Here is a 25,476-nt window from a genome sequence, read left to right as displayed (position 1 = left end):
GGACGATACTCAACCGGACAGATAACCATCCTGGGCGGCAGGCGCACACCTGCTGTCACAGGCCAGTCGTGGTGTCCGGCATAAGGCTCCAAGCCCACACCAACCGAGAGGCGGCTGCGACCGTCGCGGACAGCAGCACGGACAGCGACGATGAAGCCCGCCCCCGACATGACGGCAACCGCGCCTAAGGCGACGCGCCGTGACTGGCTGGGGCTGGCGGTGATCGCCCTGCCCTGCCTGCTCTATTCGATGGACCTCACAGTCCTGAACCTCGCGATCCCGCAGCTCAGCGTCGATCTTAAGCCGAGCGCGGCGCAACTGCTCTGGATCGTCGACATCTACGGCTTCATGGTCGCGGGCTCCCTGATCACCATGGGCACGCTCGGCGACAAGATCGGGCGGCGCAAGCTCCTGCTGATCGGCGCTGCAGCCTTCGGTCTAGCCTCGATTCTCGCCGCCTTCTCGACCAGCGCCGAGATGCTGATCGCGACCCGGGCCCTGCTCGGCATCGCCGGCGCGACGCTGGCGCCCTCGACGCTTTCGCTGATCCGCAACATGTTCCTCGATTCCAAGGAGCGCAGCTTCGCCATCGGCATCTGGATCGCCAGCTTCTCGGCCGGCGGCGCGATCGGCCCGCTCGTCGGCGGGCTCCTGCTAGAGCATTACTGGTGGGGCTCGGTCTTCCTCGTCGGCGTGCCGGTGATGATCCTGCTGCTCGCGCTCGGCCCCATTCTGCTGCCGGAGTTCAAGGACCCGGAGGCCGGCCGGGTCGATCTCGCCAGTGCGGTGCTCTCGCTCGTGGCGGTCCTGGCGGTGATCTACGGCATCAAGCATCTGGCCGAGCATGGGGGCGGCTGGGAGGCCGCCGTTGCTATCCTCGCGGGTCTCACCGTCGGCGGCGTCTTCCTGCGCCGGCAGCGCCGGCTCGCCGATCCCTTCCTCGACCTTCGCCTGTTCCGCAATCCGGTCATCAGCGCCGCGCTGGCGATCAACGTGCTCGGCTTCCTCTTCCTGTTCGGCAGCTTCCTCTTCATCGGCCAGTATCTGCAGCTGGTGAAAGACTTCTCGCCGCTCGAGGCCGGGCTCTGGAGCCTGCCTTCGGCGCTGGCTTTCATCCTGGGCACCCCGATCGCGCCGGTCCTGGCGCATCGCTTCCGCCCGGCACCGATCATGGCTGTGGGGCTGACCCTCGCGGCGCTGGGCTTCGCCCTGCTCTCGCGCGTTACGGTGGACAGCCCCATCGCGATCGTTGTGGTCGCCGGAGTGATCTTCTCGCTCGGCTTCACCCCGGTCGTTGCGCTGACGACGGAGCTCGTCGTCGGCAGCGCCCCACCGGAGCGCGCCGGCTCGGCGGCGGCGATCTCCGAGACCAGCCTCGAGTTCGGCGGCGCGGTCGGTATCGCTGTGCTCGGCAGCATCGTCACGGCCGTCTATCGCGGCCAGATGGCACTGACCCAGCCCGCCGGTCTGCCGCCCGACACCGCCCGCAATGCCGCGGCCACGCTCGGCGGCGCCGTCGCGGAGGCGGCGCGGCTGCCGGCCGATCTCGCCGCGAGCCTGCTGGCGGCCGCGCGGGCCGCCTTTGTCGCGGGCATGCAGCTCTCGGCGCTGGTCGCGACGGTCGGACTCTTCGTCACCGCGCTGACGGCGCTCGTCCTGCTGCGCAAGGCGACCGCCACCGCGCACCCGGCCTGACGGCGAGGTGGTTCCACGCGCAGCGCATCTGCCCTACCCTCGCTGCGGAGGAGCCGACCGATGAGCGATCACGACCACGACCATCCGCACGATCACCCGCACGACCATGAGCATGGCGACGAGCCGCGCTGGAAGCATGATGGCGTGCGCGTCATCACCGGCGACAAGCTCGATCCCAACACCGCCCAGACGCCGGGCATGTTCCGGCAGGCGGCGATCAACCATGCCCGTGTCGGCGCGCAGAAAATCTGGGCGGGCACGGTCTCGATCCAGCCCAATGCCAAGACCGGCGTGCACCATCATGGCGAGCTAGAAAGCGTGATCTACGTGGTCCGCGGCAAGGCGCGGATGCGCTGGGGCGAGCGGCTCGAATTCGTCGCCGAGGCCGGTCCGGGCGATTTCATCTATGTGCCGCCCTTCGTGCCGCATCAGGAGATCAACGCCGACCCCGACAACCCGCTCGAATGCGTCCTGGTCCGCTCGGACAACGAGGCGGTCGTGGTGAACATCACCGATGTCGACCCGGTCGAGGCGCCAGAATCGGTCTACTGGGTCGACCCGATCCACAAGCACCCGCCGGGCTGACGCGGACCAAAACCTCAACCATCGCTATCCCCGACGGACGCGCCTTGACTCGCCGCGCCGCCCTCTGCGACCATCGCTGTATACGGCGAAACACAGCGACGTCACGCGGAGGACCGGCAGATGCTCGAGCGGCGCGCGCTTCTGGGAATGGCCATGGCTGTGGCCATCGGCCTCGCAACAGGCGCCGGCCCGGCTCTCGCGCAACCGCGCGATCTGGTTATCTTCGCGGCCGCCAGCCTGAAGAACGCGCTCGACGATGCGACGACCGCCTGGGTCAGGGAAACCGGCAAGCCGGCGCCGAGAATCTCCTATGCGGCGAGCAGCGCGCTCGCCAAGCAGCTCGAAGCCGGCGCGCCGGCCGATCTGTTCCTCCCGGCCGATCTCGACTGGATGGACTATGCCGCCGGCAAGGGGCTGATCCGGCCCGAAACCCGCGTCACCCTGCTCGCCAACCGCATCGCCCTGATTGCACCCTCCGAGTCGACCGCGACCATTGCCATGGGGCCGGGCCTCGATCTCGCTGCGGCCCTGGGTCCGGGCCGCCTCGCCATGGCCAATGTCGAGTCCGTGCCGGCCGGCAAATATGGCAAGGCAGCACTCGAGAAGCTCGGCGCCTGGGACAAGGTGAAGGACAAGGTCGCCCAGGCCGACAATGTGCGGGCTGCGCTGCTGCTGGTTTCGCGTGGCGAGGCGCCGCTCGGCATCGTCTACACGACCGATGCCGCCGCAGATCCCAAAGTAAAGGTCCTCGCGACCTTCCCGCCGGATTCGCACCCGCCGATTCTCTACCCCGTCGCCGTGACCAGGGATTCGACCCATCCCGATGCGGTCGCATTCCTCACCTATCTGCGCGGCGCAGGTCCGAAGGCCGCGTTCGAGAAGCAGGGCTTCACGGTCCTGAACAAGGCCGCCAACGCCACGTGACCGACTGGCTATCCCCTGAAGAATGGACGGCGGTCCGCCTGAGCCTGCTCGTCGCCGCCACGGCCATGTTCGCGAGCCTGCCCCTCGGGCTCGGCGTCGCCTGGCTGCTGGCCCGCGGGCGCTTCTGGGGGAAGTCGATCCTCGATGCGGCGGTGCATCTGCCGCTGATCCTGCCGCCCGTCGTCACCGGCTATCTGCTGCTGATCTGGTTCGGCCGGCGCGGGCCGGTGGGCCAGTTTCTGGAAGACTGGTTCGGCATCGTCCTGTCATTCCGCTGGACGGGCGCCGTGCTGGCGAGCGCGGTGATGGGCTTCCCATTGATGGTGCGGGCGATCCGGCTCTCGATCGAGGCGGTCGACCGCAAGCTGGAGGACGCCGCCGGCACACTCGGCGCGAGCCCGGTCTGGGTTTTCGTGACCGTGACCCTGCCGCTCTGTCTGCCCGGCATCCTGGCCGGCATGATCCTCTGCTTCGCCAAGGCGATGGGCGAGTTCGGCGCCACCATCACCTTCGTCTCGAACATTCCCGGCGAGACGCAGACCCTGCCCTCGGCGATCTACACCTTCACCCAGGTGCCCGGCGGCGAGGCCGGCGCGATGCGGCTGACGCTGATCTCGATCGCGATCTCGGTTTCGGCGCTCTTTGCCTCCGAAGCCCTGGCGCGGCTGGCCTCGAAGCGGGTGGGCGCCACGTGACCGCCGGCCTCGACATGGTCGTCAGGCACCGGCTCGGGGCCTTCACGCTCGACGCGACCCTGCGCTCACAGGGCGGCCTGACTGCGCTCTACGGTCCCTCCGGCTCCGGCAAGACCTCGCTCGTCAACGTGATCGCGGGGCTCATCCGCCCCGAATCCGGCCATGTCCGGCTCGATGGCGAGGCGCTGTTCGATCGGGCGGGGGGCGTCTTCGTGCCGCCGCATCGCCGCCGGATCGGCTATGTCTTCCAGGAGGCGCGGCTGTTCCCGCATCTCAGCGTGCGCCGCAACCTGCTCTTCGGCCGCTGGTTTGCGCCGCGCGGCGGCGCCGAGCGCATCGATCTCCCGGCGGTTCTGGACCTGCTCGGAATCGGCCATCTGCTGGCGCGCCGCCCGGGCGATCTCTCCGGCGGGGAGAGGCAGCGTGTGGCAATCGGTCGGGCGCTGCTGGCGCGCCCCCGCCTGCTGCTGATGGACGAGCCGCTCGCCTCGCTCGACGAGGCCCGCAAGGCCGAGATCCTCCCTTATATCGAGCGCCTGCGCGATGAGGCGGGCATCCCCATCGTCTATGTCTCGCACGCGCTGGCGGAGGTGGCGCGGCTGGCGACGACGGTCGCGATCGTCGAGGCCGGCATGGTCACGGCTTGCGGGCCGGCCGCGACGACCCTGTCGCGGCTCGATCTCGCGCTCAGGCCGGGATCGGCCGAGCCGGGTTCGCTGATCGAGGGCACAGTCGGCGCGCGCGATCCCGGATTCGGATTGACGCGGATCGAGACGCGGGCCGGCATGCTAGAGGTCGTGCGAACGGGGCTGCCTGCCGGCGAGACGATCCGGATCCGCATCCTCGCCAGCGACGTCATGATCGCTCTCGCGCCGGTCGCTGGTATCAGCGCGCTCAACCAGCTTCACGGCACGGTGGCGGAGATCGGCGCAGCAGGCGGACCCGATGCCAGTACTGTCGACCTGCGGATCGATTGCGGGGGCGAGAGGTTGGCGGCAAGGCTGACCCGCAAATCGCTTGTCACGATGGGTCTCGGCATCGGGAGCCCGGTCGTGGCCATCGTGAAGAGCGTTTCGGTCGAAACGCCCTAGAGGCCTTTGGCCGATGGTCGCCTTGGGCATTCCGCACGCGATGCCTATCATGACAGCATGCCCGAGGACGCCGCCATGCCCGCACCGCCCGAGACCTTGCCCAAGCTCAGGCTCGGCCTGCGGCTCGATTTCATGCCCGGCGGCCGGCTCGGTCCCGGCAAGGCCGATCTGCTCGAGGCGATCGGCCGGACCGGCTCGATCTCCGGTGCGGGGCGGGCGATGACGATGTCCTATCGTCGCGCCTGGCTCCTGGTCGACGATCTCAACCGCATGTTCCGCCAGCCCCTGGTCGAGGCGCAGCCCGGCGGCGCCCAGGGCGGTGGCGCAAGGCTGACGCCGCTCGGGCACGAGGTCCTCGCCCATTACAGGGCGGTCGAGCGCACGGTTCTGGAAGCGGCAGCCGCACCCATCGAGGCACTGCGCGGCGCCATCGATCCGACCCCACGCCCGGCCAAGGCGCAGCCGGCGGAAGCGGAGGCGTGACGCCATGAACATCGGCGAAGCGGCACGGCAGTCGGGCGTCAGCGCCAAGATGATCCGCTACTACGAGAGCATCGGCCTGATCGCGGCCCCGCAGCGGACGCAGGCGCAATACCGCGTCTACGAGGCCGAGGACGTCCACACGCTGCGCTTCATCCGGCGCGCCCGCCATCTCGGCTTCTCGCTGGAGGAAAGCCGCGCGCTATTGGCACTCTGGCGCGACAAGAGCCGCGCCAGTTCCGATGTGAAGCGCCTCGCGATGAGCCATGTCCGCGATCTCGAAGCCAAGGCAGCCGAACTCCAGGCCATGGCCGACACGCTGCGCCATCTCGCCGAGACCTGCCAGGGCGACGGCCGGCCCGACTGCCCGATCCTCAGCGATCTCGCTGCGCCGCCCACCGCCGCCTGCTGCTGACGAAGCAGCCTGCCGGCCATGCATGAAGCTGCCCTGGAATCGTCCCGGCCATGCGTCTGCCGGCTGGACGGGACGTGGCACGATTGCTCATATGCCGGCCTGACCAAGGCAGGACCATCATGGACAACCGAAACGATCTCTGGCGCCACGTCGATGCCAACAAGGAGCGCCTGATCGCGCTGAGCGAGCGGGTCTGGGGCATGCCCGAGGTCTGCTACACTGAGACGCGGTCCAGCGCCGAGCATGAAGCCGAGCTAGTGCATCAGGGCTTCCGCGTCACCAAGGGCATCGCCGACATCCCGACCTCCGTCATCGGCGAGGCCGGCGAAGGCGGACCCGTCATCGCCTTCATGGGCGAATATGACGCCCTGCCAGGCCTGTCGCAGGAGGCCGGCGTCGCCAGCCACTCTCCGGTCGAGACTGGCGGCCACGGCCATGGCTGCGGGCACAACCTTCTGGGCTCAGCAGCGCTTCTCGCCGCCGTGGCGATGAAGAACTGGCTCGCCGAGAACAAGCTGCCCGGCCGCGTGCGCTATTACGGCTGCCCGGCGGAAGAAGGCGGCGCCGCCAAGGCCTTCATGGTCCGCGCCGGCGCCTTCGACGATGCCGACGTCGCGATCTCCTGGCACCCGTCGAGCTGGTGGGAGGTGGCGCCGCCGCTCGCGCTCGCCAACACCCGCGCCGACTTCACCTTCACCGGCCGCACCGCGCATGCCGCCGCCGCGCCTCATCTCGGCCGCAGCGCGCTCGACGCCGTCGAGCTGATGAATGTCGGCGTCAATTACATGCGCGAGCACATGCCAAGCGACGCCCGCGTGCATTACGCCGTGCTCGACACCGGCGGCATCGCCCCCAACGTCGTCCAGGCCCATGCCCGCGTACGCTATTCGATCCGCGCGCGGGATCTCCGCGGCATGCTCGAACTCGTCCAGCGCGTGAAGAAGATCGCCGAAGGCGCCGCGCTGATGACGGAAACCAAGATGGAGATGCGCATTGTCAGCGCCGTCTCCGACCTCCTCGGCAACACCCCGCTGGAGCAGGCAATGCATGGCGTGATGGAGGAGCTCGGCCCGCCGCATTTCGACGACGCCGACCGCGCCTTCGCCCAGGAGATCCGCAAGACCCTGCAGGCGCAGGAGATCGCCTCGATCTGGCGCACCATCGGCATGGATGACACCGGCGCGCCGCTGGCTGATTTCCTCGTGCCGATGGACGCCAAGCGCAACCCGGCGATCGGCTCGACCGATATCGGCGACGTGAGCTGGGCCGTGCCGACGGTCCAGGCCCATGCGCCGACGGTGGCGATCGGCACGCCCTTCCACACTTGGCAGGTCGTCGCCCAGGGCAAGAGCCCGGCTGCCCACAAGGCGATGGTCCATGTCGCCAAGGCGATGGCCGCGACAGGCGCTGCGGTCCTGCTCGATCCCGCCCTGATGGCTGCCGCCAAGGCCGATCACAAGAAGCGCCTGGGCGCGGAAGGCTACACCTCGCCCCTGCCGCCCGAGGTCAAGCCGCCGCTGACGATGTCGCTGGGAGGCTGAGACGAAGGACGGGGGCGGACCTTCGGTCCGCCCTATCGTGTCCCCGTCGCCGCCGTGCGGTGAAAGATCGCCGTCGTGGCATAGAGCGGGATGCGCCGGACGAGATCCTCGATGATCGCGCCGCAACTGCCATAGTCGCCGGCATACTCGCCGAGATTCGGATCGAAGATGTGGATCCGGCATTCGAGGCCATAGGGGCGCGGCTCGATCCGGTTGATCCCGGCGATGGCATGGCCGCCGCCCCCTGAAAAGCGCATCGTCCAGGTTGCGGCGGCGCCGGGCTCGCGCAGGTCGTCGGCGACCTTCCGGCGCATGCCCTCGCGTCCGGCATGCAGCTTCATGTCGACAAAGGTCTGCTCCGCAAAGTCGATGCCGACGCGAGCGCCCATCTGGCGGCGCGCATCGTCGCGGCCGAGGGTATCGCGCAGCCGCCCGTAGCGCCGCTGATGCGCCTCCGCCCGACTGAAATCGACAGCGAGGGCCTGCAGCCGCAGCCGCGGCGCGGCTCCAGGCGCTTCGAACAGTGATTTCAGCCAGAGGTCGCAGAGCGCGACGCAGACCCCGTCGCGCGTCTCGGGGTCGTTGGCGTCGAGAAAACGCCCCTGCTGGAAGTTCGTGAGGGTGAAGGTCATGGCGGAACCTATCCGGCGAAGCGATCCTGCTCCGCCCGGTGGTCGCGCCGACCGGTCCTCCGGTTTCCTCGGCCCTCGAATTATTCTGAATGCGGCGCGCTCAGCGCAGCCCGTCCTCGCCCTTGATCTGGTCCTTGGTCAGCCCGCCGATGCGCGGCAGCGGGCGGCCGGAATCGGTCACCGCGATCGCGACCAGGATTTCGCCTGAGCGCGGGGCATCCGTGACCCGCACCTCGACCGCGTCGAAATGAGAGCGGACATAGGCCGCGTCCTTATGGCCGAGCGGCACGTCGATCGGCGTGCCGAGCCCGCCGCGCTTCTTGGCGGAGGGGATCAGCGCCGGGCCCTTGCCGAGCGCGGCGCGCACCGGCGTGCCCATCTTCGGATGCAGGATCGCCGCCGCATGCTCCAGCTCGCCGCCCTCGCCGACGATCGCCGCCTTGCCGAAGCTCTCGGCCTGGCCGGGCTCGATGCCGAGCGCCGCGAGGCAGCGCTTGGTCAGGAGATCGCCGAGTTCGACGCCGATCTCGGTCAGCTCCCCGAGATCGTCGCGGTAGCCTCCGGCAAACGGGTTGGCGATTACGGCGATCGAGACGGCGCGCCGCGTCGGCGGCGAGACGGATCGGCCCCCTTCGATCAGGGTTTCGTCGACCTGGGTGAGGATCTTGCGGATGGTCGCGGGCATGATGGGCTCCGGCGGAAGGGCGGGTGTCGGGGCGGCGTGCGCGCTTAGCGCTGCCCGTCCCAGACGCTGATCTGGTCGGCGCGCAGACCGCCGACGCGCTCATGGATGCGCGCGCCCGTGGTCATGACGAGGATGAGCACCATCTCGTCGGCCTGGGGCGAGCCCGGCACGCCGACCTCCACCGCGCCGAAATGGCTGCGCACATAGCAGGCGTTGATGTGGGTAACGGGGATGTCGATCCGCGCGCCCGGCCCGGCGACCTTCTTGGTCGAAGGCACGATCGCCTTGGCGTTGCCGAGGATCTCGCGCATCGCGTAGCCGCCCGGCACATGCCAGAGCGCGCCATGCTCCAACTCGCCGGCCGAGCCGACGACGGCGCCCTTGCCGTAGCCCTCGATGGTCGCGGGATCGCCGCCGAGCGCGTTCAGGCAGCGCGTCGCCATCTCCAGCCCCGCGGGCTTGAGCGCCTCCATCATCGGCATGATGTCGGGCACGTAGCGGCCGGCATAGGGGTTGGTCAGCACGGCGCAGACGGAGGCGATGCGCTCGGTGCGGCCGGGCAGCGGGCCGAATTCATGGAAGATCTCCTCGACCGTGGTCTGGATGCGGCGAATCTCGACGAGCACGCTCATGGGACTGCCTTTCAGACCACGGCCGGGGCGCTGTGCGAGGGCGGCGTCGAGCGCGAGCGCCCGGTCCGCACCAGCCCGTCGATCACCACCATGCCGATGCCGGGAATATCGCCGAGCGCGACCGCCTCCAGCAGGCCCTTGCCCGAGGAATGCTGCGGCTTGTCGAGGAAAACAAAATCGGCGGGATAGCCCAGCGCGATCAGCCCGGCATCGAGCGAGCGCCGGCGCGCGACATTGCCGGTGGCGAGACAGAACGCCTGCTCGGCCGGCAGCCCGCCCAGGCTCGACAACAGCGTGATCATCCGCAGCACGCCATTGGGCTGGACGCCCGAGCCCGCGGGCGCATCGGTTCCAATCAGCACATCTGCCAGCCGCCCGGCCTCGCGTGCGGCCTCCAGCGCCACCAGCGCCGATTTCTCGTTGCCGTTATGGACGACCTCGAGCGCGCCCTTCGCCCGCTCGCAGAGAATGCGGATGTCGGCGTGGGCGATCGAGGTCGGCCCGCCATTGATATGGCTGACGACGTCGGGCTGGGCCTCCAGCACATCGTCCTTGTTGACGAAATGCGAGCCGGCAATCGACGGACCGCCGGTGTGCATGATGGATTCGAGCCCGATCTCGCGGCACCAGTCGGCGACCCGCTTGGCGTCGGGCCCCTTGGCGACGGTGCCGAGCCCGATCTCGCCGATATGGCGGATGCCGAGCGCCTTTAGCTCCTCGAAGACCTCGCGGCCGAAGTCGAGCTCGGCCACCGGCGCACCTGCGATCACCTTGGCGCCGGCGGGCCGGAAATTCTGGAAGCAGCGCTGCGCCGTGACGGCCAGCGCCTTGACGCCGATGGCATCCTTCGGCCGGCCCGGCAGATGCACCTCGCCGGCCGAGACCAGCGTAGTGACACCGCCATTCACCCCCATCTCGATTATCCAGCCGAGCTGGTTCTGGCGCGGCGTCCAGTCGCCGAAAACGGGGTGGCAATGGGAATCGATCAGCCCCGGCGACAGGCCCGAGCCCTTCGCGTCGATCACGGTGTCCGCGCCGGAGAGATCCAGATCGGCCGCCTTGCCGATCGCCGCGATGCGCCCGTCGACGACGACAATTGTGTCGGCATCAAGGATCGGCTTGTTCAAATCGCCCGAGAGCAGCAGGCCAATGTTGCGGACCACCAGCTTGCCCTGGGCGGGTCCCGCCGCGACGTCGTGAGCCATCTGGATCTCCGCAGCCCTGCCGCCGGCGCCCCACGGGACAGGCGGCGATTGAATGTGTAATAACAATCATGGAGAGGCCCGCCGCCGCTGGCAAGGGGATGGCAAGAGGCCTGAAGACCTCCCCCGCAAGCCCCGGGGCGCACGCCGCCGGGGAGGCTAGGATACTGCCATGACGCGCATCGAGTCCCCCGTCGCCGAAGCGGAAGGCGAGCCGCCGGCAGACGCCGCCAGGCGGGCTCGAAAGCCGGCCGAAGCCTATGTGCTCGAGGAGCAGGTCGGCTTCCTGATGCGGCGCGCGCAGCAGCGCCACATCGCGATCTTCCAGCGGATCATGGGCGATGACGGCCCGACGCCGACCCAGTTCGCCGCCATGGCCAAGCTCGGCGCGGGTGAGGAAATCTCCCAGAATCAGCTCGGACGCATGACCGCCATGGACCCCGCGACGATCAAGGGTGTCATCGCGCGGCTGGCCGAGCGGGGGCTGGTCGAGCGCCGGCCGGACCCGGATGACCAGCGGCGCGTCCGCGTCCGCCTGACCCCGGCCGGGCTGGACGCGATGCCCGGCCTCACCGAGAAGGCGCGCGCCATCACGGCCGCGACGCTCTCGCCGCTTTCCCGGGAGGAGGCGGAGCGTCTGCTCGCTCTTCTCGCGCGTCTGGATTGAGCAGGGCCTGCCCGCAAAATCCGCTTGCGCCACCTTGTTTGTATACTAACAATAATCGGCAAGGGTTCCGGATCGTCACATTCGAGGGGAGCTGGCCATGGCGCGCTATCTGCGGCCGACCACGCTGGACGAGGCGCTGGCGCTCCGCGCGCAGGCCGACGGCACACCGCTGATGCCTCTGGCCGGCGGCACGGATGTCTACCCCGTCCGTACCCACAAGAGCGCCTGGTTCCAGCCCTTCAGCCGGGATGTGCTCGACCTCGGAGCGGTGCCGGAACTCACCGGAATCGAGCATCACGCGGCCGGAACGCGCATCGGGGCCGGCGCGACCTGGAGCGCCCTTGCCGAGGCCGCGCTGCCGCCCGCCTTCGACGCTCTGAAACAGGCCAGCCGGCAGGTCGGCGGCGTGCAGATCCAGAACCGCGGCACGATCGGCGGCAATCTTTGCAATGCCTCACCGGCCGCCGACGGCGTGCCGCCGCTGCTGGCGCTCGACGCGCAGGTGGAACTGGCGAGCCGGCGCGGCCACCGCCGCCTGCCGCTCGCAGCCTTCGTGCTGGGCAACCGCCGCACCGCGCTGGCGCCCGACGAAATCCTGGCCGCGATCCATGTCCCCGCCCAGCCAGAGGGCGCCAGCTCTACCTTCCTCAAGCTCGGCGCGCGGGCCTATCTCGTCATCTCCATCGCCTCCGTTGCCGCCGTCCTAGCGACCGATGGCTACAGGCAGGTCTCAGCCGCTCGCATCGCCGTCGGCGCCTGCTCAGCTGCGCCGCAGCGTCTGGTCACCTTGGAGGCCCGGCTCATCGGCCAGCCGGCCGGCGATCTCGCCACGCTCGTCCAGCCCGAAGACCTCGCCGCCCTGTCGCCGATCGACGATCTCCGCGCCAGCGCAGCCTACCGCCGCGATGCGGCGCTCGTGCTGGTGCGCCGGGCGCTGACCCAACTCGCCGGCAAGCCGATGGAGGCCGCAGCGTGACCATTCATGACCGCTCGGCCCTCGCCGCCACCGCTCATGCCGCGGACGCTATCGCCTTCCGGCTCAACGGCGCCGATGTCGCGCTGGGCGACGCCCCCGACAGCCGCCTCAGCGAAGTCCTGCGCGCCAGCCTCGGCGCCACCGGCACCAAGGTCGGCTGCGATGCTGGCGATTGCGGCGCCTGCACCGTCCTGATCGACGACGCTCAGGCCTGTGCCTGCCTCGTGCCGGTCGGACAGATCGCCGGCCGCGACGTGCTCACCGTCGAGGGGCTGGCGGAGACGGCGATCGGCGCCGCGCTCCAGCAGGCCTTCCAGCTCCATGGCGCGGCCCAGTGCGGCATCTGCACGCCCGGCATGCTGATGGCGGCCTATGATCTGCTCCGGCGCAACCCGCAGCCCGGCGAGCGCGAGACATTGGACGCGCTCGGCGGGGTGCTCTGCCGCTGCACCGGCTATCTCAAGATCGTCGAGGCGGTGCGCGACGCGCATCGCTTCATCGGCCACGGGACGGCCCCATCCTCTGCTGATGGCCCGGCCATCGGCAGCCGCCTCGCCCGCCTCGACGGCGCCCCCAAGGTCGCCGGCTCCGAGCGCTACGGCGCCGACAGCGCTCCCGACGATGCGCTCTGGCTGCGCGCGATCCGCTGCCCCCATCCGCGCGCGCGCTTCACGCTGGGCGATCTCGACGCCTTCGTGGCGGCGCGGCCGGGGCTGGTGCGGGTCTTCACCGCGCAGGACGTGCCGGGCGAGAACTCCTTCGGCATCTATCCGCATCTCAAGGACCAGCCGGTCTTCTCAGTCGGAGAGACGCGCTATCGCGGCGAATGCGTGCTGGCCGTGGTCGGCGAGAAGGAGGCGGTCGAGGCCCTCAGCATCGACGACATGCCGATCGCCTGGGAGCCCCTGCCGGCGATGATCGGCAGCGCCGCGGCGCTGGCCGAGGATGCCTTCACCCTGCACGACTTCGTGCCCGACAATGTGCTGACGCGCGGCCGCGTCGAGCGCGGCGATGTCGAGGCGGGCTTCGCGCAGGCCGCCCATGTCGCACAGGGCGCCTTCGAGACCGGCTTCGTCGAGCACGCCTATATCGAACCCGAAGCCGGCTATGCAAAGCGCATCGGCAACACCATCGAGATCTTCGCCTGCACGCAGGCGCCCTATATGGACCGCGACGAGGTTGCCCGCGCGCTCGGTCTGCCGCTGGAGAGCGTCCGCATCCTTCCCTCCGCCTGCGGCGGCGGCTTCGGCGGCAAGCTCGACGTCTCGCTGCAGCCGATGCTGGCGGTCGCGGCCTGGGTGCTCGACCGGCCGGTGCGCTGCGTCTTCTCGCGCGTCGAATCGATGATCTCCTCGACCAAGCGCCATCCCTCCTCGATCCAGGCAAAGGCCGCCTGCGATGCGCAAGGCCGGCTCGTTGCCTATGCGATGGAGGGCGATTTCGACACCGGCGCCTATGCCTCCTGGGGGCCGACGGTCGCCGGCCGCGTGCCGGTGCATGCGACGGGGCCCTACAAGGTGCCCCATGTCCGCAATCTCTCGCGGGCGATCTACACCAACGGCCCGCCCTCGGGCGCCTTCCGCGGCTTCGGCGTGCCGCAGGCGGCGCTCGCCCAGGAAAGCCTGTTCGACGACCTCGCCACTGCGGCCGGCCTCGACCGGCTGGAGTTCCGGCTGATCAACGCGATCCGCGCCGGCGACACGACGCCATCAGGCCAGCGTCTCGAAGCCAGCGCCGGCCTCGCCGAATGCCTGGAGGCGCTGAAGCCGCACTGGCAGGGGCTGCTGGCGGACGCGGCGGCCTTCAATGCGAGCGAAGGCCGCACGCGTCGCGGCGTCGGCATCGGCTGCATGTGGTACGGAATCGGCAACACCGGCATGTCGAACCCCTCGACCATGCGGGTGACGCTGTCGCAGGACGGCCGCCTCACCTTCTGGAACGGTGCCGTCGACATCGGGCAGGGCTCGACCACCGTCCTGACGCAGATCGCCGCCGATGCGCTCGGCCTGCCCGTGGAACGCTTCGACCTCGTGCTGGGCGATACCGCTCTGACCTTCGACGCCGGCAAGACCTCCGCCTCGCGCCAGACCTTCGTCTCCGGCCGGGCCGCCGAGGCCGCCGCCGCCGCGCTGCGCGCCGAGATCCTACGCCTGACCAATGCCGGGCCATCGGCGCGGCTGGCGCTGGAGGGGGCGACCATCACCGTCGCGGAGAACGGCGTCGTCGCGCGCATCGACCTCGCCGCCCTGCCCGCCCAGGCCGACGGCACGGTGCTCGAGGGCATCGGCTCCTTTGATCCGCCGACCGTCCCGCTCGACGCGATGGGCCAGGGCGTGCCCTACGCCACCTATGGTTTCGCCGCGCAGATCGCCTCGCTCGATGTCGATCTCGATCTCGGCACGATCAGGCTGAACCGCATCGTCGCCGCCCATGATGTCGGCCGCGCGATCAACCCGATGCTGGTCGAGGGCCAGATTCATGGTGGCATCGCCCAAGGCATCGGGCTGGCGCTGATGGAGGAATACCTTCCCGGCCGCACCGAGAACCTGCATGACTACCTGATCCCCACCGCCGGCGACGTGCCCCCGATCGACATCATCCTGGTCGAGGACCCCGAGCCGCTCGGCCCCTCCGGCGCCAAGGGCATCGGCGAGCCGGCGCTGGTCCCGACCGCGCCCGCGATCCTCGGCGCGATCCGCCATGCCACCGGCGTCACGCCACGCCAGGTGCCCGTGCTGCCGCACCGGCTCTGGGAGTTGCTGCGCGCCAAGGAGGGTCGCTCGTGAACGAGATCAACCCGATGAGCGCACAGGACAGCGTGCTCGCCGAGCGCTCGCGCAAATTCGGCGTCGCCGAGGGCGATGAGGGCATCGTTCGCTGCGACGCCTGCCCGGTGCTGTGCCGGATCCGCCCGGGCCGCGCCGGCGCCTGCTCGCGCTATGCCAACGAGAACGGGCTCTTGATCCGCACCGACCCGGTCGTGCTGCTGGCGGAGGCGGTGGAGGGCGGCCAGCCCCTCGTCGCGTTCGCGGAGAACGCACAGGACTGGGACGGCTCGATCCTGCCCGCCGAGCGCGTCTTCGTCACCGGCATCGGCTCGGGCACGACCTATCCCGACTACAAGCCCGCCCCCTTCATCGTCTCGTCGCAGCATGAGGGCATCGACACGGTGACCGTGGTGACCGAGGGCATCTTCTCCTATTGCGGCCTCAAGGTGAAGATCGACACGGACCGCCATCTCGGCCCGGAGACCGCCGCGATCCGCGTCAATGGCGAGCAGGTCGGCCATGTCACGACTGCCGAATACGGTTCGCAGATGCTCTCCATCGGCGGCGTGCGCCATCTCACCGGCGGCTCCAAGAAGGAGGGCAACACCACCTGCGAGACGATGCTGAAGCTCGGCAATGGAGAGGCGGTCGAACTGACCATTGATGGCGGTCATGGCGTCGTCGTCCAGGCCGGCCAGGCGCCGATCGTCGACGGCAAGCCCGAGACGCGCATGCGCGTCGGCTGCGGCTCGGCCACGATCGGCATCTTCGCCAAGCAGTGGCAGGACCATGTCGACGAGGTCATCGTCGTCGACGACCACATCACCGGCGTGCTGACCGAGCATCAGGCCGGCCGCGTGCTCGACATGAAGCCGGCCGGCATCCGCGTCCGCGGCCGCAAATCGACGCCCGGCCGCTATTTCCAGGTCGCGCAGCCAGGCCTCGGCTGGGGCGGCACAGACATCACCGACCCGCTCTCGATCATCCAGAAGATCGACCCGGCGCTGGCCTGGCCCGGCATGCGGCTGTTGATGACCTCGACCACCGGCGAGGATTCGCTCTACTGCGTCCTCGACGAGAACCTCGTTCCCGTAGAGGCGGAGATGCCCGCCGCCGTGCGCCAGTTCGTCGAGCGCATCGGCGAGAACTGCGAGCCGTCGCTCTGCAGCGTTCTGTTCGTCGCCGGGGCCGGCGGCTCGCTGCGGGCCGGCGTCACCGAGAACCCGATCCTGCTCACCCGCTCCGTGCAATCAGGCACGACGCGCGTCACGATGGGCGGCGCGCCGGTCTATGTCTGGCCCGGCGGCGGCATCACCGTCATGGTCGATGTGCTGCGCATGCCCCGGAACGCCTTCGGCTATGTCCCGACGCCCGCCATCGTCGCGCCGATCGAGTTCACCTTGCCGCGCGATCTCTATCTCGCCTGCGGCGGCCATACAGAGGAGATCGTGCCGGTCGAGGAGGTCCTGCGCGCCCATGGCGGCCAGGCCCGGATCGAGGGCGGCGCGGCGGAGAACCCCTGGCCGCTGCGGCGGGATGTCCGTTAGATCAGACGCGCTCCCGCCGTCATTCCGGGCAAGCGAAGCGCAGACCCGGAATCCATCATAGGGCACTGACGCTGCCTTATGATGGATTCCGGATCGGCGCCGCTCCGCGGCTTGTCCGGAATGACGGGTTGCTTCACGAGAGAGCGATGATATCCCACCGCGTCGCCCGCCTCCCGGGCAACCGTCTGCATCTGCAGGAAGGCCCGAGCGATCTCGTCATCGCGGCCTTCGGCCATCCCGCGGAGATCGAGCGCGCCTATGCCGCCGCCGAGGCTGCGTTCGAGGGGCTCCTGGCCGAACTTGCCGGCGAACTTGCGATCCTGCGCCAGCCGCTCGGGCCGCAGCCGCCGCCACTGGCCGGCGCCACGGCAAGGCGCATGGCCCGTGCCTGCTGGTTCTTTCGCGAGCAGTTCATCACGCCGATGGCCGCCGTCGCCGGGGCCGTCGCCGACACCGTGCTGGGCGCGATGGCGCAGGCCGTCCCCGGCCTCGAGCGCGCCTATGTCAACAATGGCGGCGACATCGCCGTGCTGGTCACGCCGGAGAATCCGCTCGACATCGGCGTGGTGCCCTCGCTCGCCCGCGCCCGGCCGGAGGGCTTCATCCGGCTTCATGCTGCACCTCATGCTGCGCAGCATTTTTGCGGCATCGCGACGAGCGGCTGGCGCGGCCGGTCGTTTTCGCGGGGCATCGCCGATGCTGTCACCGTGCTCGCCCGCAGCGCCGCCGAGGCCGATGCGGCCGCGACCGTCATCGCCAATGCGGTCGATGTCGCCGACCCCGCCATCATCCGCTGCCCTGCCCGCGCCCTCGACCCCGACAGCGATCTGCGCGACCTGCCCGTCACCGTCGATGTCGGGCCACTGTCGCCCGATGCGATGACGGCGGCGCTCGGCTCAGGGATGAGGATGGCGGAGGCGCTGCGGCGCGACGGGTTGATCGAGGGCGCGCTGCTGGCGCTCGCGGACGAGTGGCGCAGTGTCGGGGGGATCGAGGCTCTGCCACGTCATGGTCGGGCTTGACCTGACCATCTCGGAAACCCGTGTCCTCTGGTCCGGAGATTCTCGGGTCTGCGCGGAGTTTATCCTTGGGCCGATCAAGGATCGGACCCGAGGGCTCCGCCCGAGAATGACGGCAAGCCGTCACACCGACAGGTACTGCGCCCGCACCGCCTCATCGGCCTTCAGCTCGTCCATCGTGCCGGTGAAGCGGATGATGCCCTTTTCGATGATCGCGGCGCGGTCGGCGACATTTCCGGCGAAATGAAGGTTCTGCTCCGAGATCAGCACGGTCAGCCCCTCGCTCTTTAGCGCCAGGATGGTCTTGGCCATCTCCTCGACGATGACCGGGGCCAGCCCCTCCGATGGCTCGTCGAGCAGGACGAGCCTGGGATTGCCCATCAGCGTGCGCGCGATCGTCAGCATCTGCTGCTCGCCGCCCGACATCGCCCCGCCCGGCCGGTCGCGCATGCGGCCGAGATTGGGAAACAGCGCAAACAGCCGCTCCGGCGTCCAATGCGGCGCATCCGCCCGCGGCGGGCGCTGTGCCACCGACAGGTTCTCCATCACCGTTAGTTCGGAAAAGACGCGACGGTCTTCGGGCACATAGCCGATGCCCATGCGGGCGATCTCGAAGGGCTCGCGCCCGTCGACGCGCTGGCCCTCGAAGCTGACGCTGCCGCCGGCGGGCGGGACGAGCCCCATCACCGCCTTCATCGTCGTCGACTTGCCGGCGCCGTTGCGGCCCATCAGGGCCAGAACCTCGCCGCGCTGCATCGAAAGGCTCACGCCCTGCAGGATATGGGCGCGGCCATAATAGGCGTCGAGCCCGGTGATCTCGAGCATCGCGCTCATCTCAATGCCCTCCCGAGGTGGCGCCGGAGCCGAGATAGACGGCGCGGACATTGGGGTCCTGACGCACCTCCTGCGCCGTGCCATGGGCGATCAGCCGGCCGCGATCGAGCACGATGACGCTGTCGGAATGGGTGAAGACGACATCCATGTCGTGCTCGGTGAAGAGCACCGCGATGCCCGTGGCCGTGGCGATTCCCGCCGTCAGCGCCATCAGTTCGATGCGCTCGCGCGGGGCCATGCCGGCCGTCGGCTCGTCCATCAGCAGCAGCCGCGGCCGGTTGGCGAGCGCGACCGCGAGCTCGACGCGCTTGAGGTCGCCATAGGCCAGCACGCCGCAGGCGCGCTCGGCCTGCTCGAGCATGCCGACCTGCGCGAGCAGGCCGTCCGCCTCCTCGCGATGGCGGTCGCGGGCGCGGCCGAAGGGGCTCCAGATCCCGCCGGCATGCGAGATCAGCGCCATCTGCACGTTCTCGCGCACGGTCATCGAGGTGAAGGTCGCGGTGATCTGGAAGGTGCGGCCCACCCCCATGCGCCAGACATGCCGCGGCTTCAGGCCGGTGATCGGCCGTCCCGCCAGCAGCACCTCCCCGCCATCGGGCCGCAGCTGGCCGTTGAGCATGTTGAAGCAGGTCGTCTTGCCGGCGCCGTTGGGGCCGATCAGCGCCAGCATCGTGCCCGGCAGCACCGAGAAGGAGACGCCATCGACCGCGCGCACGCCACCGAAGGATTTGGCGAGGTCGCGCACAACGAGGACCGGCTCGCTGGCGGTACCGGCGCTCGCGACGGGGGCGGGAGCGAGAGCGGTCATCGGGCCGCCTCCGCCAGCCGGGTCGCTGGCACCGGCTCGGGCCCGGCTCGGCGCTCCCGCAGGGCTAGGATCGTGCCGACGAGTCCGCGCGGGAAGAGCACGACGAGCAGCACGATCGAGAGCCCCAGCGCGAAGCGCCAGTACATCGTCGCCTTCATCAGTTGCTCGTGCAGCCCGGCATAGGCGAAGGCGCCGATGATCGGCCCGGACACCGTCTGCACGCCGCCGAGCAGAACCATCAGCAGCGCATCGACCGAGCGCGGAATCGCCATGTAGGTCGGAAAGACCGAGCCCTTAAAGAAGGCGAAAAGCGCGCCGGCAATGCCGGCGCAGAAGGCGGCGACCGCGAAGGCGACCCACTGGATGCGCACCACGTCGAGGCCGATCGCTTCCGCCCGCAGCGCGTTGTCGCGCCCCGCCCGCAGGCCGTAGCCGAAGGGCGAGAAGATCGTGAAGCGAAGCGCCAGCACCGCCGCCGCGCAGATCACCAGCGTCAGGTAGTAATAGACCGTCTTGGAAGCCGCCCAGGCCGACGGCCAGACACCGAGGATGCCGTTGTCGCCGCCGGTGAGATCGACCGACTGGAAGGCCGTCGCCCAGGCGATCTGCGCGAAGGCGAGCGTCAGCATGGCCAGATAGACCCCCGATAGCCGCACACAGAACCAGCCGAAGACGATTCCGGCGATGCCCGCCAGGAACGGCGCCAGCAGCAGCGCCGGCTCCATCGGCGCGCCCAGCCATTTCACGGCCAGCGCCGCACCATAGGCGCCGAGCCCGAAATAGGCGGCATGCCCGAAGGAGGCCATGCCGCCGGGCCCCATAATGAAGTGCAGCGAGGCGGCAAACAGTGCGAAGATCACCAGTTCGGTCAGCGTCACCAGCATGTGGTCGGGCGTGACCAGCGGCGCCAGCGCCAGGATCAGCAGGCCGATCAGCCCGGTGAGCTTGGTCGCGCCGTCGGCCGGCCGCAACAAGGGCTCCGCCGGCCCATGGGCTCTCTGATGGCCGACGGGCGCCTTGCCCATCAGCCCATAGGGCTTGACCACCAGCACCACCGCCATGACCAGGAAGACGAGCACCAGCGTGATCTTCGGAAAGATCAGGATGCCGAAGGCATGCAGGATGCCGATCAGCACGGCCGCGAGATAGGCGCCGGTGACGCTGCCGAGCCCGCCGACGACGACCACGACGAAGGCCTCCGAGATCATCGAGAGGTCCATATGCAGCGTCACCGCCTCGCGCGGCAGCTGCAGCGCACCACCCAGGCCGGCCAGCATCGAGCCGAAGGCGAAGACCGAAGTGAAGAGCAGGCGCTGGTTGACGCCGAGCGCGCCGACCATCTCGCGGTCCTGCGTCGCGGCCCGCACCAACGTGCCCCAGCGCGTCTTCTGGAACAGCAGCCACAGGATCAGCAGCACGATGGGACCGACCGCGATCAGGAACAGCTCATAGGTCGGGAAGCGGTTGCCGAAGATCACGACGAAGCTCTTGAAGCCCGGGGCGCGCGGGCCGATCTTGTCCTCCGCCCCCCAGATCGCCAGCGCCACGTCCTGCAGCATCAGCACGACGCCGAAGGTCGCGAGCAGCTGGAACAGCTCCGGCGCCTGGTAGATCCGCCGCAGGATCAGCACCTCGATCACGACGCCGATCAGCCCCGTCAGGGCCGCCGCCGCCAGCACGCCGCCCCAGAAGCCGAGCGCGTCCGCCGGCCCGAAGCGCCCGACCAGCGTCCAGGCCAGATAGGCGCCGAGCATGTAGAGCGAGCCATGGGCGAAGTTCACGATCCGCGTGACGCCGAAAATGATCGACAGCCCCGACGCCACGAGGAACAGCGACGAGGCCGAGGCCAGGCCGTTCAGCGTCTGGGTAAGGATGAGGTCGATCATGCGGGCAATCCTGTCATTCCGGGGCGGCGCGCAGCGTCGAACCCTGAACCCACGACTGGGCGAGTCAGAAGGAACCGCGGCGGCACGGGCTCACCCGGTCGTGGGTTCCGGGTTCGATCCTGCGGATCGCCCCGGAATGACGGAGCTCACCCGGCCGGGCGCAGCGTCTTCACCACATCGTCGCTGGGCAGGTATTTGGCACCGTCGGCGTAGCGCCAGTCGACCATCGTGCCCTTGCCGTCCTTCAGCGCCGTCTTGCCGACATAGGCGCCGAGCGTCGACTGGTGGTCGATGGCGCGGTACTCGGCCGCCCCGAAAGCGGAGGGGAACTTCAGCCCCTTCAGGGCATCGACGAGCTTCTCGGTATCGGTCGAGCCGGCCTTGGTCAAAGCGGCGGCGATCGAGTTCATCGTGTCGAAGCCGACCACCGAGCCGAGCCGCGGATAATCATTGAACTTCTTGACGTAAGCCTCGCGGAACTTGAGGTGTTCCGGCGTCTTGATGTCGGCCTGCGGATAGCCGGTGACGATCCAGCCGACGGGCGCCTCGGCGCCGAGCGGATCGAGATATTCCGGCTCGCCGGTCAGCATCGACACCACGGTGCGGCCCTCGAAGAGCCCGCGGGTGTTACCCTGCCGGACGAAGTTCGTCAGGTCGCCGCCGAAGGTCACGTTGAAGATCGCGTCGGGCTTGGACGCCTCCAGCGCCTGCACGGTGGCGCCCGCATCGATGCGGCCGAGCGCCGGGAACTGCTCGGCGACGAACTCGACATCGGGCTTGGCCTTCTTCAGCAGCTCCTTGAACCACTTCACGGCCGACTGGCCGTATTCGTAGTTCGGCGCCACGATCGCCCATTTCTTGGCGGGCAGCTTCGCAGCCTCCTCGACCAGCATCGCCGCCTGCATGTAGGTCGAGGGCCGCAGCCGGAAGGTATAGCGGTTGCCCTTGGCCCAGACGAGCGCATCGGAGAGCGGCTCGGAGGCGACATAGAGCCGCTTGTTCTGGTTGGCGAAGTCGGCGATGGCGAGACCGACATTGGACAGGAACCCGCCCGAGAGCAGGTCGACCTTCTCGGCATTGATCAAATCGCCGGCATGGCGCACCGCATCCTCGGGCTTGCCGCCATCGTCGCGGAAGATTGTCTCGATCTTGCGGCCGAGCGCGCCGCCCGCGGCATTGACCTGTTCCAGCGCCAGCTCCCAGCCCTGGCGATAGGGCTTCAGGAAGGCGGGCTGGGCGGTGTAGCTGTTGATCTCGCCGACCTTGATCGGTCCAGCTCCCTGCGCCCTGACGAGGGCGGGGGCGGCGAGGATGGCGGCGCCGGCGGAGGCACCGGCCAGAAGACTGCGGCGGTCGATCGTCATGCCTGTTCCCCATGTCTGGCCCGGTGGCGGAAGCCCCAGCGCTCTTCGACAGATGTCGCATGCCGACGAAACCGCGTCAGCCGCGAATTCATTTGTATGCCTACGAATTTGAAGAGGCCCAAACTGGCTGTCAACGGCGAAAAATCGGCATGCGCTGGGCAGGGCGCAGGCAGGCGCAGGGCCCTCTGGAGCGCTGCCCGGCAGCAGCCGGCGGGCCAGCGCCCTCGACCGAAAAGACCGCCCGAACGCGGCCTGCTCAAAAATTAGGACAACGATGCTGCCCTTTTCCTCTTGTGAGATTGGGCGCCGTTTCCTATCTATGACGCACCGCAGCAGCGATGCTGCGTCGCCCTCCTTGGGCGTTTCCTCCCTAGACTTGGGCTGCGCTCACGCGCGGCCCTTTTTTCTGTTTGGGCCATGGCCGGCACGGCCTCATGCAGGGCGCAGGCGGCCCGCCCGCACCCATCCAGCTGTTTTCAGCGCGAGAACTTGACCGGCACCGACAGCGCGATACTGCCGCTGCCCAACCCGTCCGGCGGCGCCGGCACGGGGCTCGCGCGGCGGATCATCGCCACCGCCTCTTCATCCAGAATCGCATCGCCCGAACCGCCGACCAGACGCGCCGACAGCACGCGTCCGGCCCGGTCGATGCTGAAAGCGACCTGGACGGTGCCTGGATTTGCGCCACCAGGAAACCGCTTGAAGCGATTGAGATGGGCGAGCAGCGTGCCGCGCCAGCTCGCCCGCGAGGCCGCAGAGGCACTGGCCGCGCCTTCGGCTGGAGCGGCTGCGTTCGGAGCCGCCTGAGCCTGCGCCCGCGGCGGCGCCGTGGTGCGCTCAGCCGGCGGCTTGTCTGGGTCGATCGGCTTGCGGCGCTCCACCACCTTCTTCGGCGGCGGCTTGCGCTCGACGGTCTTCGGCCGCACTGGAGGAGGCGGCGGAGGCGGCGCCAGCACGGCCGCCGCATCGGGCAGCGGCGGCAGTTCCGGGACCTTAATCTCGGGCTCCGGCTGGACCACGGGCTGGGGCGTGGGTTCGGGCGGCGGTTCCACCGGCGGCGGCTCGACGACCGGCTCGGGCGGCGGCGGTTCGGGCTCCGGCGGCTTCTCGATCACGGGTTCGGGCGGCGGCTCGGGCTGCGCCTCGACCATCTCGGGACCGGGCGCAACCTCCTGCGGCGGCGCCTCGGGTGCAACCGGCAGCGGCGCGAGTTCGATCATCACCGCGGCCGGAGGCGCGCCCATCGCCGCTTCGGCCCGCTGCCAGGTCACCAGCATCCAGCCGGCCATCCCATGCGCACCGACCACGACGGCGATCGCCAGGGTCCATCGCGCCAGCGCAGGCCACAGCCGCGCGCCGAGACCAGCGGAGCGACCCGTGAACGTGCCCTGCCCGCTCATGGCCGCGGCGCTCCCGCGGCTGCGCCTTGCCCGGTATCCTCGAGCCCGACCAGGCCGACCTTGAGATAGCCGGCCTGGCACAGCAGGTTCATCACCTCCATCAGTTCGCGATAGGCCACGCCCCCGTCGGCCCGCAGGAAGACGCGCTGCTCGCGGTCGCTGTTGGTCTGCCGGTCGAGGGTCGCTCCCAGCGCCTCGCGCGCGATCCCGTCATTGCCGAGCGTGAGCGAGAGGTCGCTCTTCACCGTCAGGAAGATCGGCGCCTCGGGCCGCGGCTGCGGCTGCGCGTTCGAGACCGGCAGGTCGACCGCGACATCCACCGTCGAGAGCGGGGCGGCGACCATGAAGATGATCAGCAGCACCAGGATGACGTCGATGAACGGCGTGACGTTGATGTCGCTGACCTCGCCGAGATCGCCGTCCTGCGCGTCTTTGAGGGAAACGCCCATGGCTCACTCCGCCGGAACGCGTGCGAGGGCCGGAGTCGGCTGATGCGCACCGGCCACCGCATGCAGGGCGGTGCGGCCGGCGACCGCCGCCTGCCGGCGCTGCCGCTCCAGATCCCGCGACAGGTGCTGCAGGATCTCGCCCGACGCATCCGACAGAGTGGCGCGATAGCCGGTGATGGCGCGGGCGAAGACGTTGTAGATGATCACGGCGGGGATGGCGGCGACGAGGCCGATGGCGGTCGCCAGCAGCGCCTCGGCGATACCGGGCGCGACCACGGCGAGATTGGTCGTCTTCGCCTGGCTGATGCCGATGAACGAATTCATGATGCCCCAGACCGTGCCGAACAGGCCGACGAAGGGCGCTGTCGAGCCGATCGTCGCGAGCAGGCCGGTGCCGCGCGCCATCGCCCGCCCCGCGCGGGCCTCGATGCGCGCCAGGGCGATCGAGACGCGCTCCTTGATGCCGTCCTCGCCGAGATCGGCCGAACGGCGCGTCTCCTCGATCGCCGCGCCGAGCAGGGTCGCGACGGCGCCGCGCGGGCGCCCCTTCCGGCCCGCCCCACCCTCGGCCGCCTCGGACAGGCTTGCGGCGGTCTCCAGGCGGCGCAGCGCGCGCCCGGCCGCCGCCTTGGCGGTGGCGAGTTCGAGCACCTTGGCGAGCCAGATAGTCCAGGTCACCACCGACGCGAAGGCCAGCCCGACCATCACCGCCTTCACGACGATGTCGGCCGCCATGAACATGCCCCAGGGCGAAAGGTCATGCGGCAGGAGAGCAGCCGGGGCCGGCGCGGCGGCAACCAAGGGCGTCTCGGTCGCCTGCGCGGGCCGTGTCGCGGCTACGGTGGGATGGGCTGCATTCGGCGGCGCGATCCCGAATGACGGAGGCGCCGGCGGCAGCGCCGTCGTCGGCGCGCCAGGCACGGCGCCCGGGGCCGGCGTGGCCGGCACGGTCTGCGCGTCGAGCGACGCGACGCCTCCAGCCATGCCGAGCAGGGCGAGCGCCATCAGGGTCGAACGGACGCGTAGGCCAGAGCGGGCCTTGCGCGGAAGCTGGGAGGACGACACCGCCTTCTCCTTGGAATAATTCAAAAAAGCGTTTGCATTCAATGGGATGCGCATGGAGATACGCCTCTCCCAAGCATCCTTCCCTGTCAAGGCTTGGCCTCGCATCGCTGGCCCGG

General features: G+C 69.5%; 24 protein-coding genes. 13 read left to right on the top strand and 11 right to left on the bottom strand.

Annotation, left to right across the window (positions count from 1 at the left end):
- Positions 1-150: 150 nt before the first annotated feature.
- The 8 genes from ABIE41_RS15610 to ABIE41_RS15575 all read left to right on the top strand — a co-directional run bounded on the left by ABIE41_RS15610 (position 151) and on the right by ABIE41_RS15575 (position 7,426).
- Positions 151-1,695 carry an MFS transporter gene (locus ABIE41_RS15610; protein ID WP_354192451.1) on the top strand — a complete coding sequence of 515 codons (1,545 nt, stop codon included), beginning with the start codon at positions 151-153 and terminating at the stop codon, positions 1,693-1,695.
- Between the two features lie 60 nt (positions 1,696-1,755).
- The gene (locus ABIE41_RS15605) at positions 1,756-2,280 is read left to right on the top strand and encodes a cupin domain-containing protein (protein WP_192641251.1); all 525 of its coding nucleotides are present in this window, start codon (positions 1,756-1,758) and stop codon (positions 2,278-2,280) included.
- A gap of 120 nt (positions 2,281-2,400) precedes the next feature.
- On the top strand, positions 2,401-3,204 hold the full coding sequence (gene modA / locus ABIE41_RS15600; RefSeq protein ID WP_192641250.1) for a molybdate ABC transporter substrate-binding protein: 804 nt from the start codon (positions 2,401-2,403) through the stop codon (positions 3,202-3,204).
- Complete coding sequence (gene modB, locus ABIE41_RS15595; protein ID WP_192642946.1) at positions 3,201-3,899, top strand: molybdate ABC transporter permease subunit; 699 nt, start codon at positions 3,201-3,203, stop codon at positions 3,897-3,899. The genes modA and modB overlap by 4 nt, the downstream gene beginning before the upstream one ends.
- 14 nt (positions 3,900-3,913) lie before the next feature.
- Positions 3,914-4,990 carry a molybdenum ABC transporter ATP-binding protein gene (modC, locus tag ABIE41_RS15590; protein WP_192642804.1) on the top strand — a complete coding sequence of 359 codons (1,077 nt, stop codon included), beginning with the start codon at positions 3,914-3,916 and terminating at the stop codon, positions 4,988-4,990.
- Between the two features lie 75 nt (positions 4,991-5,065).
- On the top strand, positions 5,066-5,473 hold the full coding sequence (locus ABIE41_RS15585) for a winged helix-turn-helix domain-containing protein (RefSeq protein WP_354192448.1): 408 nt from the start codon (positions 5,066-5,068) through the stop codon (positions 5,471-5,473).
- A 4-nt stretch (positions 5,474-5,477) separates the two neighbouring features.
- A complete protein-coding gene (gene cueR, locus ABIE41_RS15580) occupies positions 5,478-5,885 on the top strand; it encodes a Cu(I)-responsive transcriptional regulator (RefSeq protein WP_192641248.1) in 408 nt (135 codons plus the stop codon).
- A gap of 119 nt (positions 5,886-6,004) precedes the next feature.
- Complete coding sequence (locus ABIE41_RS15575; RefSeq protein WP_192641247.1) at positions 6,005-7,426, top strand: M20 family metallopeptidase; 1,422 nt, start codon at positions 6,005-6,007, stop codon at positions 7,424-7,426.
- Positions 7,427-7,458: 32 nt separating this feature from the next.
- Here the strand turns inward: ABIE41_RS15575 and ABIE41_RS15570 are convergent, their stop codons facing one another.
- The 4 genes from ABIE41_RS15570 to ABIE41_RS15555 form a co-directional block, all read right to left on the bottom strand.
- The gene (locus ABIE41_RS15570) at positions 7,459-8,058 is read right to left on the bottom strand and encodes a hypothetical protein (RefSeq protein WP_192641246.1); all 600 of its coding nucleotides are present in this window, start codon (positions 8,056-8,058) and stop codon (positions 7,459-7,461) included.
- 100 nt (positions 8,059-8,158) lie between these two features.
- Complete coding sequence (locus tag ABIE41_RS15565) at positions 8,159-8,743, bottom strand: amino acid synthesis family protein (RefSeq protein WP_192641245.1); 585 nt, start codon at positions 8,741-8,743, stop codon at positions 8,159-8,161.
- A gap of 44 nt (positions 8,744-8,787) precedes the next feature.
- A complete protein-coding gene (locus ABIE41_RS15560; protein ID WP_192641244.1) occupies positions 8,788-9,375 on the bottom strand; it encodes an amino acid synthesis family protein in 588 nt (195 codons plus the stop codon).
- 11 nt (positions 9,376-9,386) lie between these two features.
- Positions 9,387-10,580 carry an amidohydrolase family protein gene (locus ABIE41_RS15555; RefSeq protein ID WP_354192444.1) on the bottom strand — a complete coding sequence of 398 codons (1,194 nt, stop codon included), beginning with the start codon at positions 10,578-10,580 and terminating at the stop codon, positions 9,387-9,389.
- 169 nt (positions 10,581-10,749) lie between these two features.
- Here ABIE41_RS15555 and ABIE41_RS15550 point away from each other — a divergent pair, with 169 nt between their 5' ends.
- The 5 genes from ABIE41_RS15550 to ABIE41_RS15530 all read left to right on the top strand — a co-directional run bounded on the left by ABIE41_RS15550 (position 10,750) and on the right by ABIE41_RS15530 (position 17,557).
- Entirely contained in the window at positions 10,750-11,244 is a 495-nt protein-coding gene (locus ABIE41_RS15550) for a MarR family winged helix-turn-helix transcriptional regulator (RefSeq protein WP_192641242.1), read from the top strand.
- 97 nt (positions 11,245-11,341) lie between these two features.
- A complete protein-coding gene (locus tag ABIE41_RS15545) occupies positions 11,342-12,220 on the top strand; it encodes an FAD binding domain-containing protein (protein WP_192641241.1) in 879 nt (292 codons plus the stop codon).
- Positions 12,217-15,006, top strand: coding sequence for a molybdopterin-dependent oxidoreductase (locus tag ABIE41_RS15540; RefSeq protein ID WP_354192441.1), 2,790 nt, complete (start codon positions 12,217-12,219; stop codon positions 15,004-15,006). Before ABIE41_RS15545 ends, ABIE41_RS15540 begins: the two co-directional genes overlap by 4 nt.
- A gap of 14 nt (positions 15,007-15,020) precedes the next feature.
- Positions 15,021-16,535, top strand: a complete 1,515-nt coding sequence (locus ABIE41_RS15535; RefSeq protein WP_192642802.1) for a 6-hydroxynicotinate reductase — start codon at positions 15,021-15,023, stop codon at positions 16,533-16,535.
- 146 nt (positions 16,536-16,681) lie between these two features.
- Positions 16,682-17,557, top strand: coding sequence for a UPF0280 family protein (locus ABIE41_RS15530; protein ID WP_210320819.1), 876 nt, complete (start codon positions 16,682-16,684; stop codon positions 17,555-17,557).
- 120 nt (positions 17,558-17,677) lie between these two features.
- Here the strand turns inward: ABIE41_RS15530 and ABIE41_RS15525 are convergent, their stop codons facing one another.
- The 7 genes from ABIE41_RS15525 to exbB form a co-directional block, all read right to left on the bottom strand.
- Positions 17,678-18,388: an ABC transporter ATP-binding protein gene (locus tag ABIE41_RS15525; RefSeq protein WP_192641240.1), complete on the bottom strand. Its 711-nt coding sequence runs from the start codon at positions 18,386-18,388 to the stop codon at positions 17,678-17,680.
- A 1-nt stretch (position 18,389) separates the two neighbouring features.
- Positions 18,390-19,196 carry an ABC transporter ATP-binding protein gene (locus ABIE41_RS15520; RefSeq protein WP_192641239.1) on the bottom strand — a complete coding sequence of 269 codons (807 nt, stop codon included), beginning with the start codon at positions 19,194-19,196 and terminating at the stop codon, positions 18,390-18,392.
- Complete coding sequence (locus ABIE41_RS15515) at positions 19,193-21,082, bottom strand: ABC transporter permease (RefSeq protein WP_210320818.1); 1,890 nt, start codon at positions 21,080-21,082, stop codon at positions 19,193-19,195. Before ABIE41_RS15515 ends, ABIE41_RS15520 begins: the two co-directional genes overlap by 4 nt.
- Before the next feature lie 146 nt (positions 21,083-21,228).
- Entirely contained in the window at positions 21,229-22,446 is a 1,218-nt protein-coding gene (locus tag ABIE41_RS15510; RefSeq protein WP_192641238.1) for an ABC transporter substrate-binding protein, read from the bottom strand.
- A 476-nt stretch (positions 22,447-22,922) separates the two neighbouring features.
- The gene (locus tag ABIE41_RS15505) at positions 22,923-23,846 is read right to left on the bottom strand and encodes an energy transducer TonB family protein (protein ID WP_192641237.1); all 924 of its coding nucleotides are present in this window, start codon (positions 23,844-23,846) and stop codon (positions 22,923-22,925) included.
- The gene (gene exbD, locus ABIE41_RS15500; RefSeq protein ID WP_192641236.1) at positions 23,843-24,295 is read right to left on the bottom strand and encodes a TonB system transport protein ExbD; all 453 of its coding nucleotides are present in this window, start codon (positions 24,293-24,295) and stop codon (positions 23,843-23,845) included. The genes ABIE41_RS15505 and exbD overlap by 4 nt, the downstream gene beginning before the upstream one ends.
- A gap of 3 nt (positions 24,296-24,298) precedes the next feature.
- Positions 24,299-25,300: a tonB-system energizer ExbB gene (gene exbB, locus ABIE41_RS15495; RefSeq protein WP_192642799.1), complete on the bottom strand. Its 1,002-nt coding sequence runs from the start codon at positions 25,298-25,300 to the stop codon at positions 24,299-24,301.
- Positions 25,301-25,476 lie beyond the last annotated feature (176 nt).

The organism is Bosea sp. OAE506 (assembly GCF_040546595.1).
Taxonomy (GTDB): domain Bacteria; phylum Pseudomonadota; class Alphaproteobacteria; order Rhizobiales; family Beijerinckiaceae; genus Allobosea.
This window is presented reverse-complemented; position numbering and strand designations above follow the sequence as displayed.